Annotated in this window: 12 protein-coding genes and 3 tRNA genes; 6 read left to right on the forward strand and 9 right to left on the reverse strand. The window is 68.9% G+C overall.

Going from position 1 to position 14707, the window contains the following annotated elements; translation table 11 throughout:
• Positions 1-215: 215 nt before the first annotated feature.
• From EAO72_RS19185 to EAO72_RS19205, 5 genes are read right to left on the reverse strand one after another with little or no spacing between them, the layout of a single operon-like run.
• Positions 216-3218: a DUF927 domain-containing protein gene (locus tag EAO72_RS19185; RefSeq protein ID WP_148018571.1), complete on the reverse strand. Its 3003-nt coding sequence runs from the start codon at positions 3216-3218 to the stop codon at positions 216-218.
• Entirely contained in the window at positions 3215-3577 is a 363-nt protein-coding gene (locus tag EAO72_RS19190) for a hypothetical protein (RefSeq protein WP_148018572.1), read from the reverse strand. Before EAO72_RS19190 ends, EAO72_RS19185 begins: the two co-directional genes overlap by 4 nt.
• On the reverse strand, positions 3574-3939 hold the full coding sequence (locus EAO72_RS19195; RefSeq protein ID WP_148018573.1) for a hypothetical protein: 366 nt from the start codon (positions 3937-3939) through the stop codon (positions 3574-3576). The genes EAO72_RS19190 and EAO72_RS19195 overlap by 4 nt, the downstream gene beginning before the upstream one ends.
• A gap of 23 nt (positions 3940-3962) precedes the next feature.
• Complete coding sequence (locus tag EAO72_RS19200) at positions 3963-4238, reverse strand: MerR family transcriptional regulator (RefSeq protein ID WP_148018574.1); 276 nt, start codon at positions 4236-4238, stop codon at positions 3963-3965.
• Complete coding sequence (locus EAO72_RS19205; RefSeq protein WP_148018575.1) at positions 4235-4465, reverse strand: helix-turn-helix transcriptional regulator; 231 nt, start codon at positions 4463-4465, stop codon at positions 4235-4237. Before EAO72_RS19205 ends, EAO72_RS19200 begins: the two co-directional genes overlap by 4 nt.
• A 90-nt stretch (positions 4466-4555) precedes the next feature.
• Here EAO72_RS19205 and EAO72_RS19210 point away from each other — a divergent pair, with 90 nt between their 5' ends.
• On the forward strand, positions 4556-5608 hold the full coding sequence (locus tag EAO72_RS19210) for a helix-turn-helix domain-containing protein (RefSeq protein ID WP_148018576.1): 1053 nt from the start codon (positions 4556-4558) through the stop codon (positions 5606-5608).
• A gap of 2 nt (positions 5609-5610) precedes the next feature.
• A complete protein-coding gene (locus EAO72_RS19215) occupies positions 5611-7182 on the forward strand; it encodes a site-specific integrase (protein ID WP_148018577.1) in 1572 nt (523 codons plus the stop codon).
• A 74-nt stretch (positions 7183-7256) separates the two neighbouring features.
• Here EAO72_RS19215 and EAO72_RS19220 read toward each other — a convergent pair.
• From EAO72_RS19220 to EAO72_RS19230, 3 genes are all read right to left on the reverse strand, one after another.
• Positions 7257-7330 (reverse strand) — tRNA-Ile (locus tag EAO72_RS19220).
• A gap of 246 nt (positions 7331-7576) precedes the next feature.
• Positions 7577-7649: transfer RNA gene (locus EAO72_RS19225), tRNA-Asn, on the reverse strand.
• Positions 7650-7654: 5 nt separating this feature from the next.
• Positions 7655-7727: transfer RNA gene (locus EAO72_RS19230), tRNA-Asn, on the reverse strand.
• A 180-nt stretch (positions 7728-7907) separates the two neighbouring features.
• Here EAO72_RS19230 and EAO72_RS19235 point away from each other — a divergent pair.
• From EAO72_RS19235 to EAO72_RS19250, 4 genes are all read left to right on the forward strand, one after another.
• A complete protein-coding gene (locus tag EAO72_RS19235; protein WP_148021896.1) occupies positions 7908-8207 on the forward strand; it encodes a YtxH domain-containing protein in 300 nt (99 codons plus the stop codon).
• Between the two features lie 66 nt (positions 8208-8273).
• A complete protein-coding gene (locus EAO72_RS19240) occupies positions 8274-9719 on the forward strand; it encodes an FGGY family carbohydrate kinase (protein WP_148018578.1) in 1446 nt (481 codons plus the stop codon).
• Between the two features lie 275 nt (positions 9720-9994).
• Positions 9995-11728 (forward strand): ABC transporter ATP-binding protein, encoded by a 1734-nt coding sequence (locus EAO72_RS19245; protein WP_148018579.1) that lies wholly within the window; start codon positions 9995-9997, stop codon positions 11726-11728.
• Complete coding sequence (locus EAO72_RS19250) at positions 11728-13659, forward strand: ABC transporter ATP-binding protein (RefSeq protein ID WP_148018580.1); 1932 nt, start codon at positions 11728-11730, stop codon at positions 13657-13659. Before EAO72_RS19245 ends, EAO72_RS19250 begins: the two co-directional genes overlap by 1 nt.
• A 20-nt stretch (positions 13660-13679) precedes the next feature.
• Here the strand turns inward: EAO72_RS19250 and EAO72_RS19255 are convergent.
• On the reverse strand, positions 13680-14707 hold a 1028-nt coding region (locus EAO72_RS19255; RefSeq protein WP_148021897.1), incomplete at its 5' end, for an RNA polymerase sigma factor.

Consider the following 14707-nt stretch of genomic DNA (forward strand, 5'->3'; position numbering starts at 1 on the left):
TACTTCTGTTACGTAGTTACCTAGATAAGGCACACCCTTGTGTGTGTGCGGGTGCGCGCCCGCGCACGCACGCATGCGCGCGGCGGAGGGAAGGTGTACGTCCCGCCAGGTTGCGTAACGCGTAACGCCGAGACGGGCCAGGGATGTTGACCTGCGGAAAGGCACGGATTCCGGCGTTACGGTGGCGTGCGTAACGCGTTCCGATTTGCGGTAGTTCATGCCACCACCTGCTGTTCGCTGCCCTCTCCCAGTGCGAGCGGCGTGAACTGGAAGCAGCGGGCGGTGCGCCCGTCGAACCGGGTGACGATGCGATACGTGACCTTCTTCTTGTCGACGGCGGAGACCAGGTATCCGGCGTCGGCCCAGGTGTCGACGACCGCGTCGAGCTTGTATCCGGCGTCGTCGAGGATGCCGCGGAGGCGTTCCGGGAGGACGGCGATGCGGGTCTCGCTGTCGGTCGTCTTCACGGCACCCAGCCAGCCGCGCAGGGGCGGGCGCTGGTCCATGCCGCCCGGCCACAGCTCGAAGGAGTGGGCGGCCAGGTACTCGCGGACGACGTCCATGGCCATCTCGGCCTGGTTGTCGGTGGCGTTGGCGGAAGTGAACACACGCTGCCACGTCGTGACCGGCAGCGGGTCGTAGGGGAGGATTCCTGTCTCGCAGGCCATGGCCTCCGCGAGGGCGAGGGCTGCGACCATGGGGGCGCGGCGGCCCGTCATGTCGTTGTCCCCCCGGAACTGCTCCGTGAGTTCCTTGTGGCGGGTCCTCAGCCGCTCCCGTCCCCCTTCCCGTGCCAGTCCTTTGCGGACCAGTTCGACGAAGGCGGGGCCGGCGTGACCGTAGTTCTGCAGGACGGCGTCGCGGGTGCTGACTGCCGTCGGCCCGCCGTTGTTTCCGAACGGCGCCTCGGTGGTGCACAGGGCGCGGCCTGCCGCGCCCTGGTTCCGGGTGTAGGAGAGGATCGTTCGTTCCCCGGTGGACATCAGGATCGTTTCCCAGGGGAGGGCTCCGGCGTATCCGCCGCTTCGGTCTTTGCCCTGGTTCATCGGCAGCTGGTACAGGACGTAGTCGATGATCGTCTCGTCGGAAACAGACATGGTCTCGTCGAGGAAGGTGGGCAGGCCGCGCACGAGGTTGAGCCGCTTCTCGATGGCGAAGGCGGTGCCGCGCCAGTTGGAGATGGCGGGTGCGTCTTCGCTCGGGTTGGCCCACACGCTGCAACCGCACTGGAGGGCGGTGGTCTTGCCCTTGGTGGAGCGCGAGGAGATGTCGACGGTGAAGGACCGGACGTCTAGGGGCTTCAGGAGAGGGGCGGCGAGGGACGCGGCGATGATGATCCTGGGGACGGTGTAGTTTTCCAGGCGGCCCATCGCGGTGCGCCAGTCGTCGAGGGTTCCGGCTGTGCCGTAGGCAGTGGACGGCACGCGCTGCTCGTCGTACTTCACCTCAAGCTTGACGCCCTTGTCGGGGGCGGCGACGAACTGCCCGTCACGTTGCCAGCCCAGGTTGCGGGGCATCGTTTCGTGCGGGATGACGCCGAGGTTCTCGACCTCGAACTCGGCGAGCCACCGCTCTAGAGGGCGGGCGTCGGCCTCGATGGCGGGCAGGCCGGCGGACCCGAGGTACTTGATGAGTTCGCGGCCGCGCTTGGCAACGTCGCGGGGTACGGGCTTGGCGACGACCTTGCCGCGTTCGGTCCATGCGAGCTCGACCAGCTGCTCGCCGTCGCTGTCGACGTAGGAGCAGGTGACGACGATGGGTGCGAACGTGATGCGGACCCAGGTGTCGGGCTCGTCGCCCTTGCCGGGGCGCCGCATGAAGACGCCGCGGTTGTCGACCTTGTAGTTCTTGTGCGCCTTGACGCCGGGGAGGTTGAAGACTTCCGCCAGGTCGAAGCCGACCTCGGCCGCGGGCGGCTCACCTTCGTCGGGTTGTGCCCGCTCTTCGGGCTCCGCGTACTGAAGGGCGTTGGCCCCGTCGACGGGCGGTGCCGGGCGGGGGGCGGGTACGGGACGCAAGTGCTGCCCCCTTCCGGTCCGTGACGTGGCCCGCACTTCTGCCAGCACTTCGGATGGCAGGGCGCGGGCGGCTGACGTGGCCTGCCCGTTGTCGTTGGCTGCGTGCCTGATGTCGGCGGCTGCGGCGGCCAGGTTGCCGCTGTGGTGCAGGGCGGCGAAGAGCATGCCCGGGGAGAGGACCTGGTTCAGCGAGCCGGGGTCGAAGCCGGGGAAGTTGTCGGTCCGCACGGTCACGGCGGCCCCGCCCTTATGGACGGACACGCCGGTGGTGGACGCGCCCGTGGACCAGCCCGGCCGCAGCCACTGCTGGCAGTCCCCACCGCAGTACGAGCAACTGCCGGGCTCTTGCTGGTGGTAGGTGCAGCCGACGAAGGAGAGGATTTCGCCGCAGCACGGGTGGTTGCCGAGGATCTCGATCGGGCCCGGCCCGTCGCTGCGAGCACTGCGGACCGTGGCGGGCCGCGGTGCGGGTGCAGCCCGGACAGGGGCGGGCTTCGGCTTGGGCTTGAGTGCGTCGGCGAGTTCGAGCAGCTCTTCCAGCGTGTAGCTGGGCCCGTCGGTGTCCAGCACCCGGCACATGACCGGGGTGCGGCCAGGCTTGCGGTTGATAGTCCCGGGCAGGCGCAGTACCCGTGCCAGGTCCTTGACTCCGGCCCCGTATCCGACGCCCAGCTTTCGGGCACCGAGGAGCAGGATGTTCTGCCAGTCGGCGGCGAGCTGGGCGGCGCCGGCGTGGTCGATGTCCTCGCCGATGATGGCGGGGGTGGTGAGCTTCCACCGCTTGTACAGCCCGCCACCGCTGTGGTGGGTCTCCGTGGCGGCGGGCAGTCCTGCAAGGACGGGAATGTCAGCCGCTTCGGCCGCGTCCTTGGGGAGCCCGTCCGTCTGGTGGCCGGCGTCGCCGAAGTCGATGTCGGACCACATGTCGATGAGGGCGTGGGAGTCTGCCGCCTTGCCTCGTCCCTTGGTGACGGAGCCGGGGGTGATTGTGGTGACCCTGACGTAGATGCCTTCGGCGCCTGCCCGGTCCTCGCGGATGGCCCACTCGACGAGGTTGCTGGCGTCGGCGGTGCGGATCCCGGCGTAGTTCCTGGTGGAGCACACGGCCAGGAGGCCGGGCGGTGTCGCGCCGAAGTGCTGGGTGACCCAGTTGTGCATGATCTGCGGGTCGGCCGTCAGCGGCTCGGTGTTGCTGTTCACGAACCGGTGCTCTCTTCTCCAGGGGCCAGGGTGGCGAGGTGGTTGGCGGCGGCGTCGAGGCTGACGGCGAGGTCCCGCAGCTGCTGCGCGAAGTCGCGGACCTCGTCGGGGCGGGTCATGTGGCGGCGCAGGTTGACCGAGTGGTGCTCGTAGCCGAAGGCGACGATGTACGGCTGGTGTCCGGCGATGGCGACGTGTTCGACGGGGAGGGTCGCGCCGTCGTCGAAGGTGAGTTCTCCGAGTTCGGTGGAGCAGGTGTCGTCGTAGTGCCACTGGCCGTCGCAGTCGGGGATGAGGCAGGCCCCGGCCGGGCGGCCCAGGGTGTCCTGGGCCGCCGCGGTGGTGTGCGTCTCGGTCACGCGCTGACCGCCTTACGGGCGCGGTCAGTGAAGTCGGTGTACTCAATCGCGAAGGGCTTGGGGAGCGGGTCGGTGTCAAGTCCGAGGGACTGGGCGATGAGGTGGCGGACCAGGGTGTCGGTGACGAACGGGTGTCGGCCGGGCGAGGTGAGGATGGTGGTCCGGCCGTTGCCGATGTGGACGCCGCCGTAGAAGTTGGCGTCGGTGATCGACGACTCGATGACCCGGATGTTCAGGTCGGTGAGCACCTGCTCAAGGGGCAGGTTCATGACCTGCGCGACGGTGACGGTGGCCCGGACGTTGGCCGGTTCCGTCTGTCCGGGCGTCGCCTGTCGGCTGTCGTTGGCGTCTGAGATACTCATGGTGGATCGGCCCTCTCTGCTATTCACGTGGTCTGGTTGGTCGGTTCGCTCGAAGCCGTTGGCGTTCCCGCGCCGGCGGCTTCGCTGTTTTCGGGGATGAGCCCGAGGAATCGGTGGAGGTCGACGGTCCGCACGTAGCGGCGCCGACCGAACCGGATGACCTCGAAGGGCAGACGCCCCTCTTTGGCCAGCTGGTAGGTGGTGGATTCGGCTTGCTGAATCGCCTTGCCGACGGTCGGCCACAGGGGCACGAGCGCGGGCAGGTCGAGGATCTCGGCGACCGAGAGGCCGGCCGTCACACCGCCTCCTGGACCTGCTCGGCGAGGGAGCGCTCGAAGCGCTCGATCTCGGCCTGCGGGTAGAGCACACGGCGGCCGACCTTGATGCCCTTAGGTCCGTACTGATTGCGCCTCCACCAGCTGACCGTCGTGGTCGAGGTCCGGTAGCGGGCAGCGACTTCTTCCGTGGTCAGGAAGGGCTCAGCAGCAGGAGCGCTGAGCGTGTTGGACGTGACGTCCTGACCCATGAATACCTCCATGAGGTTCGGGGTTGCTCGATTAGGTATACGCCTCAACCCCCACTGGTGGCAACCTGCACCGGGTAGTACCTTGCTCCCATGGGTAATCACCAACAACCGTGGATGTTCGCGGAAGATCGCTTCGGTCGGCGGATGCGAAAGGAACGGGAGGACCGGGCTATGACCCAGTCCGACGTAGCCCGGGTCCTTGAGATGGAGCACGATTTGAAGCTCCACAGCACGGCCATCGCGAAGATGGAGCAGCGCGACGTGGAACGGCCGCGCGCCATCCGATTGAGTGAGGCCAGGGCCATCGCGGACATGTTCGGACTGACCGTGGATGAGATGACGTCATCGGGCGAGGGCGAGATTCAAGCCGTAGCCAGAGAGTTCGCCGCCATTGGTGCCCAAGCGGACATGCTGAAGGCGCAGACCGCGGCAGCGATGGACCAGTTGCGGTCCGTCCTGCCAGTCATGGCAGCCCCCGACGAGCAGTTGACTCCGGAGATCCGCGCGGCTCGAAAGCAGATCCTGGGGGCCCTCTCCAGCCTCGAAGGGGACCACCTGGGACGCATCAAACAAGGGCACGAGTTCATCTACAGCCTTCACCGCGCGAAGGTTGAGAACTTGGGTGTCGACTATCAAGCCACCGACCCGGGGGACCTGCGGTCCCTGCAGTTGGCAGCCCTGTCGGACGTCTGGGTGCGGGTACTGCATGAGCAGTACCCGGCAGTGAATCCGGAAGAGCTGACAAGACATGCACAGCTTGACCAGGCGGAGAGCACCCTGCAGCTGGCAGCGTTCCTCCAACCGCCGGACGACAAGAGCGGGTCCAGCTGGATCATGGCGGCCGTTGTCGCTCACGGCCTGTGGGGTCACGGAGTTGCGATCGAACTTCAGGAGCGGCTATCGAAAGTCCTGCGTCAAGGTCAGCAGGGCAGCATCAAGTACGCAAAGTACGAGGCGCTTCGCGAGATGGGGCAGGAGGCCCAGGCGGAACTGGTCCGAATCTGGCCGGACACCGTGAAGTACTACGCGGAAGTCGAATCCATCTGGCGCGACGCCGAGGCTCTGCAAGAGTGGATCCGGAAGACGGCGGAGCTGAGCAAACAGAGCCCCGGCGGAGAAGAGGCTGAGGCGACAGGAGCCTAGGTATGAAGGGTTCGACGTACCGCCGTTGCTACTGCCGGGACGCTGACGGCAGGGCGCTGGGCAAGACGTGCGCGCAGCTGTCCAGCCGCCGGCACGGGGTGTACGCGGTGCGGCAAGAGCTGCCCGCCCGCGGCGACGGCACACGACGGTCGTTCTCCCGCTCCGGGTACAGCACCGCGAAGGAAGCACAGGAGGCCCTGGACCAGGTCCGCGCACTGCTCGCCCTCCCGGACGGCGACGACGCCGACGGGCAGGTCCGCATCGGCGACCTGCTGGAGAACGTCAGCAAGGACAAGAAGGCGCCGCTGCCCGACCTGGAGCAGACACGGCGCCGCTTCCGTGCCGGGCAGTCACTGACCAGCCGCCTCACCGTCGGCGACTGGCTGGACGAGTGGCTGGAGGCGAAGCGCCGCCGCAAGACGACCCTCACCGGATACGCCTCCCACATCCGCGTGCACCTGCGCCCCCGCATCGGGCACCTCCAGCTGGACCGGCTGAACGTCGGGCACCTGGTGGAGATGTTCGACGCGATCAACGACGCCAACGAGGCGATCGAGGCGGAGAACGAGGAGCGGCGCGAGCAGGAGCGCAGGGCGACATGGGGGAAGAGGTCCCGGCCGCCGGAGTCGGAGACTGCCCGCCTGGCCGAGGAGCGGGCGAAGCTGGCGGCCCTGCCTCCGTACCGCCGGGTCACGGGGCCGGCGACCCAGCAGCGGATCCGGGCGACGTTGCGGTCCGCGCTGAATTCTGCGATCTCGAACCAGATGCTGACGTTCAACCCGGCGTCGCACGTGGAGCTGGCCTCGGGCAAGCGGCCGAAGGCGCTGCTGTGGACGGCCGAGCACGTGGAGCGGTGGCGGGAGACGGGTGAGAAGCCGTCCGGGGTGATGGTGTGGACGCCGGAGCAGGTGGGCCAGTTCCTCGACCACGCCGAGGGGGACCGCCTGTACGCGCTGTTCTGCCTCATCGCGTTCCGGGGGCTCCGCCGCGGTGAGGCGGTCGGGCAGAGCTGGGCGGACATCGACGTCGTCAACGGGACGCTGCGGGTATCGAAGACGATCATTCAGGACGGGTGGACTCCCGTCGAGAGCCTCCCGAAGACGGAGGACAGCCAGGCCGTTATCGCGCTGGGTCCGGCCATGGTCGAGATCCTGCGGGAGCACCGGGCACGCCAGGCCGCGGAACGGGCCGCGTGCGAGGAGCGCCGGCTGCCGTGGACGGACACCGGTAAGGCGTTCGTCCAGGAGGACGGGACGTGGCTGCACCCGGAGAAGGTGTCGGACGTCTTCCGCCGGCTGACGCGTGAGGCCGACCTGCCGCCGATCAATCTGCGGGACCTGCGGCACGTGGCGGCGACGCTGATCCACGCGGGCGGCGGTGACCTCCATGCGATCAAGGAGACGCTGCGGCACGGGACGATCCAGCTGGCCGGCGACACGTACACGAGCCTGCTGCCTCAGGTCGATCAGGAGGTGGCACGGAAGGCTGAATCGGTCGTCCCCCGTGCCCGCCGTTCCGAGCCTTCCGGCACGGCCGCTCACGCACCGCTCACGCAGGGGCCGGAAAACGGCTGAGCGCCCCGCTGCGGCCGAAGCCGCTTGAGGCGCTCGTGTGCTGGTCGGAACGATTCCTCGAACACCAGTCTCGGTGGGGCGGGTGGGACTCGAACCCACGGCCGACGGATTATGAGTCCGCTGCTCTAACCGGCTGAGCTACCGCCCCTTTTCGGCGTGGCGCGTACATGTGTACGCGCCGTCTGCCGCAGCATAGCCGGTCATACGATCTCTCGCTCCGGTTGCCCGGCTACTGATGACCATGAAGACCGCGCTGCTCGCTGCCCGGTTCCGGCCCCCACGAAGTTGACGCGAAAGAGTCACTCGAGCCCCACCGGCATCACTGCGGCAGGGGCCCTCGCGGACCGGATCCGGACACACGAAAAAGGACCCCGCAGGGCCCTCTTCCGTTCCGCTCCCCCGACTGGACTCGAACCAGTAACCCTCCGGTTAACAGCCGAATGCTCTGCCAATTGAGCTACAGGGGATCGCGCTCCCCCGACTGGACTCGAACCAGTAACCTGCCGGTTAACAGCCGGCTGCTCTGCCAATTGAGCTACAGGGGATTGCTGCGTTGCCTCGAACGTACCTGCCTGGCTGCTGCCGGGCGGCGCGCGTTCGCTGCGACACATACATTAGCGCAAGCAGGGGGGTGCTTTGCCAATCGGTATCGCCCGGGGTGATCTCGGGCGTCTGCGGGTAGGCGAGCAGCACACGTCGCACGGAGCGAAGGAAGGGTGGCAGCCATGCGGTACCGGCTCACGTTCATCGCCGGAGTGGCCCTCGGTTACGTGCTCGGCACGCGTGCCGGGCGCGAGCGTTACGAGCAGCTGAAGAAGTCCGCACGTCAGTTCGCCCAGAACCCGGCCGTGCGCAACACCTGCGAGACGGCGGCCCAGAGCGGCCGTCAGTTCGCGGGGAAGGCGTACCACGCGGTCGAGGAGAAGGTCGGCGACAAGGTGCCGGCGTCGGTGGCGGACCGGGTGCGGTCGCTGCGCGGGCGCGGGGCGAACGGTGAGGACGACTGGGGAACGACGAACACCTGAGTCCCCGTCTTCACGTCTGCCGCACCACCGGTCGGGAAACCGCCGGGGGTGCGGCAGAATCCATGTATGGGCATAGTCGCCGGCTTGGACAGTTCATCCGCCTTCACGCACATCGTGGTCTGCGATACGGACACGGGTGCCGTACTGCGTCAGGGATACGCCGCACATCCCGTCGACGCGAAGGCCACCGAGGTCGACCCTCAGGCGTGGCTGCTCTCACTCGGTGAGGCCGCCGCCGGCGGCCTGCTCGAAGGAGTGCAGGCCATCGGGGTGTCGGCGCAGCAGCACGGGCTCGTGCCGCTGGACCACCAGGGCAATCTCGTACGCCCCGCGCTGCTCGGCAACGACCGGCGGGCGCAGGTCGCCGCCGCCGACCTGATCGACGGGCTCGGCGGGCGGCAGGCCTGGGCCGAGGCGGTCGGGGCGGTGCCGCAGGCGGCGCAGCCCGTGTCGAAGCTGCGATGGCTGGCGCGGACCGAGCCGGACCTGGCGCGGCGGGTCGCCGCCGTGCTCCAGCCGCACGACTGGCTGGTGTGGCAGCTGCTGGGCCGGCCCGCCCGGCGGACCACCGACCGCGGTGCCGCGTCGGGTACGGGGTACTGGTCGGCGGGCAGCGAGTCGTACCGGCCGGATCTGGTCGAGCTCGCGCTCGGGCACCAGGCTGCGCTGCCGGAGGTGCTCGGTCCGTCCGACTCGGCGGGGACGACGCCCGAGGGGCTGCTGATCTCCGCGGGTACGGGCGAGACGATGGCGGCGGCGTTCGGGCTCGGGGTCGCGGTCGGTGACGCGGTGGTGTCGCTGGGGGCCTCGGGTTCGGTGATGGCGGTCCATCATGAGGCGCTGGCCGATCCGACCGGGATGATCACCTCGTTCGCCGATGCCACCGGGATGCATCTGCCGGTGGTCCACACGTCGAACGCGGTACGGGCGCTGCGCGGCACCGCCGAAATGCTGGGGGTCGACGGGCTGGAGGAGCTGTCGGCGCTGGCGCTGAAGTCGACGCCGGGGGCCTCGGGGCTCGTACTCCTGCCGTATCTGGAGGGTGAGCGCACTCCGGATCTGCCGCACACCGCCGGGACGCTGAGCGGGCTGCGGCGTGAGTCGATGAAGCCGGAGCATCTGGCGCGGGCGGCGTTCGAGGGCATGCTGTGCTCGCTGGCCGACGCGCTGGACGTGCTGCGCGGCCGCGGGGTGGAGGTACGGCGGGTGTTCCTGCTGGGCGCCGCCGCGGAGCTGCCGGCCGTACAGGGTCTGGCGCCCGCGCTGCTGGGCACCCAGGTGGTCGTGCCGCAGCCCGCCCAGTACGCGGCGCTGGGTGCGGCACGGCAGGCGGCCTGGGCCCTGGGCGTCTCGCAGGGGACGCTGGACGGGCGCACTCCCCCGGCGTGGCAGGGTGCCGCGGCGCAGGTACTGGAGCCCGGCGAGGAGCTGCCGGTCGGGCAGGCGGTGCGCCAGCAGTACGTGGCGACGCGGAACCAGATCCATCCGGGGGCGTTCGACGGCGTGCGGTGAGGCGGATGCGGGTGCCGTTGGTGTTCGACGCCGTGCGGTGAGGCGGGTGCGGTTGGCGTTCGGCGCCGCGCGGTGAGGGTGCGGTTGGCGTGCCACGCCGTGCGGTGGGGCGCGTGCTCTCGGTGACGCGTCCGGGTCCCCGGCGTGGTCCGGACCAGGGAATTATGGACCCGGTCCGTTTTTTGACCTGGACTTGAATAAAAACGTTCGCTGTCCCGGTGGCCGGTACCCGAAAATGGGTCGACTCCCGACCTCGCCGACTCCGAGAGACACGCGTGCTCATAAAACTCCTGCGGGCCTATCTCGGCCCGTACAAGAAACCGATCGCACTGCTGGTCGTCTTCCAGCTGCTGCAGACCTGCGCCACGCTCTATCTGCCCACCCTCAACGCGGACATCATTGACAACGGTGTCGTCCAGGGGGACACGGGCTACATCGTCCAGTACGGCGGCGTCATGATCGTCGTCAGCATCGCCCAGGTGGTCTGCAACATCGGGGCCGTCTACATCGGGGCCCGCACCGCCTCCGCGCTCGGCCGCGACGTCCGGGCCTCGGTCTTCGACCGGGTGCAGTCGTTCTCCGCGCGCGAGCTCGGCCGGTTCGGCGCGCCCTCGCTGATCACCCGTACGACCAATGACGTGCAGCAGGTCCAGATGCTGGTCCTGATGACGTTCACACTGATGGTGTCGGCGCCGATCATGTGTGTCGGCGGCATCATCATGGCGCTCGGCCAGGACGTCCCGCTGTCGGCGGTGCTGCTCGCCGTGGTGCCGGTCCTCGGCGTCGCGGTGAGCCTGATCGTGCGCAAGATGCGTCCGCTGTTCCGGACGATGCAGGAGCGGCTCGACACCGTGAACCGGGTGCTGCGCGAGCAGATCACCGGCAACCGGGTCATCCGCGCGTTCGTGCGCGACGGCTACGAGGAGGAGCGCTTCCGGGGCGCGAACACCGAGCTGACGGACGTGGCGCTGTCCACGGGCCGGCTGATGGCACTGATGTTCCCGACCGTGATGACGGTCGTGAACGTGTCGTCGATCGCCGTCGTCTGGTTCGGCGCGCACCGGATCGACAGCGGCGGGATGGAGATCGGCGCGCTGACCGCGTTCCTCTCCTATCTGATGCAGATCGTCATGTCGGTGATGATGGCCACCTTCATGTTCATGATGGTGCCGCGTGCCGAGGTGTGCGCCGAGCGCATCCAGGAGGTCCTGGAGACCGACTCGTCCGTGGTGCCGCCGGTGAACCCGGTGCGGGAGCTCACCGTGCAGGGGCATCTGGAGGTGCGCGGTGCGGACTTCCGCTACCCCGGCGCCGAGGAGCCGGTGCTGCGCTCGGTGGACCTGGTGGCGCGGGCCGGCGAGACGACCGCGATCATCGGGTCGACGGGCAGCGGGAAGTCGACGCTGCTCGGTCTCGTACCGCGGCTGTTCGACGTGACGGACGGCCAGGTGCTGGTCGACGGGACGGACGTACGGACGCTGGATCCGGTCCTGCTGGCGAAGACCGTGAGCCTCGTCCCGCAGAAGCCGTATCTGTTCTCCGGGACGGTCGCGACGAATCTGCGGTACGGGAACCCGGACGCGACCGACGAGGAGCTGTGGCACGCGCTGAAGATCGCGCAGGCCAAGGAGTTCGTCGAGGCGCTGGAGCACGGCCTGGACGCGCCGATCGCGCAGGGCGGCACCAATGTCTCCGGCGGGCAGCGGCAGCGGCTCTCGATCGCCCGGACGCTGGTGCAGCGGCCGGAGATCTACCTCTTCGACGACTCCTTCTCGGCCCTGGACTACGCCACGGACGCGGCGCTGCGCGCGGCGCTGCTGCGGGAGACCCGGGGGGCGACGGTGGTGATCGTCGCGCAGCGGGTGTCGACCATCCGCGACGCCGACCGGATCCTGGTGCTGGACGAGGGCCGCGTCGTCGGCTCCGGCAGCCACCACGAACTGATGGACGGCAATGAGACATACCGGGAGATCGTTCTCTCCCAGCTGACGGAAGCGGAGGCCGCGTAATGGCCGGGCCTGGCGGACGCATGATGGCGGGCGGGGCTCCGACCGACCGCTCCATGGACTTCAAGGGCTCGTCGAAGCGGCTGCTGAAGCGCTTCGCGGCCGAGAAGGCCACCCTGTACGTGATGCTGGTGGCCGTCGCGCTGAGCGTGGCGCTGTCGGTGGTCGGCCCGAAGATCCTCGGCAAGGCCACCGACCTGGTGTTCGCCGGTGTCGTCGGCCGGGGCATGGACGCGGGGACGACGAAGGAACAGGCCGTCGAGGGCCTGCGCAAGAGCAACAGCGGTCTGGCCGACATGCTCTCCAAGGTGGACTTCACCCCGGGGCAGGGCATGGACTTCGACGCGATCGGCCGGGTGCTGCTCGTGGCGCTGGCCGTGTACGTCGGTGCGGGGCTGCTGATGCTGGTGTCGACGCGCCTGTCGATCCGGGTGATCAACCGGGTCGTGTTCCAGTTGCGTGAGGACATCCAGACGAAGCTGTCGCGGCTGCCCCTGTCGTACTTCGACCGGGCCAAGCGCGGCGAGGTGCTGAGCCGGGCGACGAACGACATCGACAACATCTCGCAGACGATGCAGCAGACGATGGGGCAGCTGATCAACTCGCTCCTGACCATCATCGGCGTGCTCGTGATGATGTTCTGGATCTCGCCGCTGCTGGCGCTGGTCGCGCTGGTGACGGTGCCGCTGTCGGTGGTCGTGGCGGCGAAGGTCGGCAAGCGCTCGCAGCCGCAGTTCGTCCAGCAGTGGAAGGTGACGGGCAAGCTCAACGCCCACATCGAGGAGATGTACACCGGGCACACCCTGGTGAAGGTCTTCGGGCGGCAGGACGAGTCGGCGCGGGACTTCGCCGAGCAGAACGAGGCGCTGTACGAGGCCGGGTTCAAGGCGCAGTTCAACAGCGGGATCATGCAGCCGCTGATGATGTTCGTCTCGAACCTGAACTATGTGCTGATCGCCGTCGTCGGCGGGCTGCGGGTCGCCTCGGGCGCGCTGTCGATCGGTGATGTGCAGGCCTTCATCCAGTACTCGCGGCAGTTCTCCATGCCGCTGACCCAGGTCGCCTCGATGGCGAACCTGGTCCAGTCCGGGATCGCCTCGGCGGAGCGGATCTTCGAGCTGCTGGACGCCGAGGAGCAGGACGCCGACCCGTCCAAGGGCGAGGGCGAGTTCCCCGGGGAGCTGCGCGGCAGCGTGTCCCTGGAGAACGTGTCGTTCCGCTACGACCCGGAGAAGCCGCTCATCGAGGACCTCTCGCTGAGCGTCGAGCCGGGTCACACGGTCGCGATCGTCGGCCCGACCGGCGCCGGCAAGACGACGCTGGTCAATCTCCTGATGCGGTTCTACGAGGTGACCGGGGGCCGGATCGCCCTCGACGGGGTCGACATCGCGAAGATGTCGCGCGACGACCTGCGCTCGGGCATCGGCATGGTCCTCCAGGACACCTGGCTGTTCGGCGGGACCATCGCGGAGAACATCGCCTACGGCGCCTCCGGCGACGTCACCCGGGAGCAGATCGAGGAGGCGGCGCGGGCGGCCCACGCCGACCGCTTCATCCGTACCCTGCCCGAGGGGTACGACACGGTGATCGACGACGAGGGCTCGGGCGTCAGCGCCGGCGAGAAGCAGCTGATCACCATCGCTCGGGCGTTCCTGTCCGACCCGGTGATACTGGTGCTCGACGAGGCGACCAGCTCCGTCGACACCCGTACCGAGGTGCTGATCCAGAAGGCGATGGCCGGTCTCGCGCACGGCCGTACGAGCTTCGTGATCGCGCACCGGCTCTCCACCATCCGGGACGCCGACGTCATCCTGGTGATGGAGAACGGGTCGATCGTCGAGCAGGGCACGCACGACGAGCTCCTGGAGGCGCACGGCGCGTACGCCCGGCTGTACGCGGCACAGTTCGCGCAGGCGGTCGCCGAGGTCGACTAGGGCCTGTCCGCGGCTGCCTGTCAGTCCAGGTAGCCGCGGAGCTGGTCGGCGAAGGCGTGGTCCCGCAGTTTGTTGAGGGTCTTGGACTCGATCTGCCGGATGCGTTCGCGGGTCACACCGAAGATCCGCCCTATCTCCTCCAGGGTGCGCGGGCGTCCGTCGGCCAGCCCGTAGCGCAGCTGGACCACCTTGCGTTCGCGCTCGTTGAGGGTGGAGAGCACCGCCTCCAGGTGTTCCCGCAGCAGCAGGAAGGCCGCGGACTCCACGGGCGACGCGGCGTCCCCGTCCTCGATGAGGTCGCCGAGCGAGACATCGTCCTCCTCGCCGACCGGGGCGTGCAGGGACACGGGCTCCTGGGCGAGGCGCAGGACCTCGCCGACGCGTTCCGGTGTCAGGTCGAGCTGGGCGGCGACCTCCTCGGGCGTCGGCTCGTAGCCGCGCTCCTGGAGCATCCGGCGCTGGACCCGGACGACGCGGTTGATGAGTTCGACGACGTGGACCGGGACCCTGATGGTCCGCGCCTGGTCGGCGAGGGCGCGGGACATGGCCTGACGGATCCACCAGGTCGCGTACGTCGAGAACTTGTAGCCCCGGGCGTAGTCGAACTTCTCGACCGCCCTGATCAGCCCGAGGTTTCCCTCCTGGACCAGGTCCAGCATCGTCAGCCCGCGGCCGATGTAGCGCTTGGCCACGGACACGACGAGGCGGAGATTGGCCTCGATGAGGCGGCGTTTGGCCATCCGCCCCATGACGACCAGCCGGTCCAGGTCGACGGCGAGGCGCGTGTCGGGGTCCGGGGTGCGGGCCAGGCGCTCCTCGGCGAACAGGCCGGCCTCGACGCGGCGGGCGAGTTCCACCTCGTCGGCGGCGGTGAGGAGCGGGATGCGGCCGATCTCACGCAGGTACTGGCGGAAGAGGTCCGACGACGGTCCGCCGGTGTCCGGGCGGCTGCGCGGCTCGGGTGGTTCGGGGAGCTCCGACTCCTCCATGACGGCCTCGGGCGGTTCGGACTGGTCCGGTGGCGCTTCGGGCGGGGTCTGCGGGGCGG

Origin of the sequence: Streptomyces sp. OR43 (assembly GCF_008042275.1) — a bacterium.
GTDB lineage: Bacteria > Actinomycetota > Actinomycetes > Streptomycetales > Streptomycetaceae > Streptomyces.

Excerpts from the sequence above, each read along its gene's own strand:
- EAO72_RS19195 (WP_148018573.1), bottom strand. The coding sequence starts at position 3,939 with ATGAGTATCTCAGACGCCAACGACAGCCGACAGGCGACGCCCGGACAG.
- EAO72_RS19205 (WP_148018575.1), bottom strand. The coding sequence starts at position 4,465 with ATGGGTCAGGACGTCACGTCCAACACGCTCAGCGCTCCTGCTGCTGAG.
- EAO72_RS19210 (WP_148018576.1), top strand. The coding sequence starts at position 4,556 with ATGGGTAATCACCAACAACCGTGGATGTTCGCGGAAGATCGCTTCGGT.
- EAO72_RS19215 (WP_148018577.1), top strand. The coding sequence starts at position 5,611 with ATGAAGGGTTCGACGTACCGCCGTTGCTACTGCCGGGACGCTGACGGC.
- EAO72_RS19235 (WP_148021896.1), top strand. The coding sequence starts at position 7,908 with ATGCGGTACCGGCTCACGTTCATCGCCGGAGTGGCCCTCGGTTACGTG.
- EAO72_RS19240 (WP_148018578.1), top strand. The coding sequence starts at position 8,274 with ATGGGCATAGTCGCCGGCTTGGACAGTTCATCCGCCTTCACGCACATC.
- EAO72_RS19250 (WP_148018580.1), top strand. The coding sequence starts at position 11,728 with ATGGCCGGGCCTGGCGGACGCATGATGGCGGGCGGGGCTCCGACCGAC.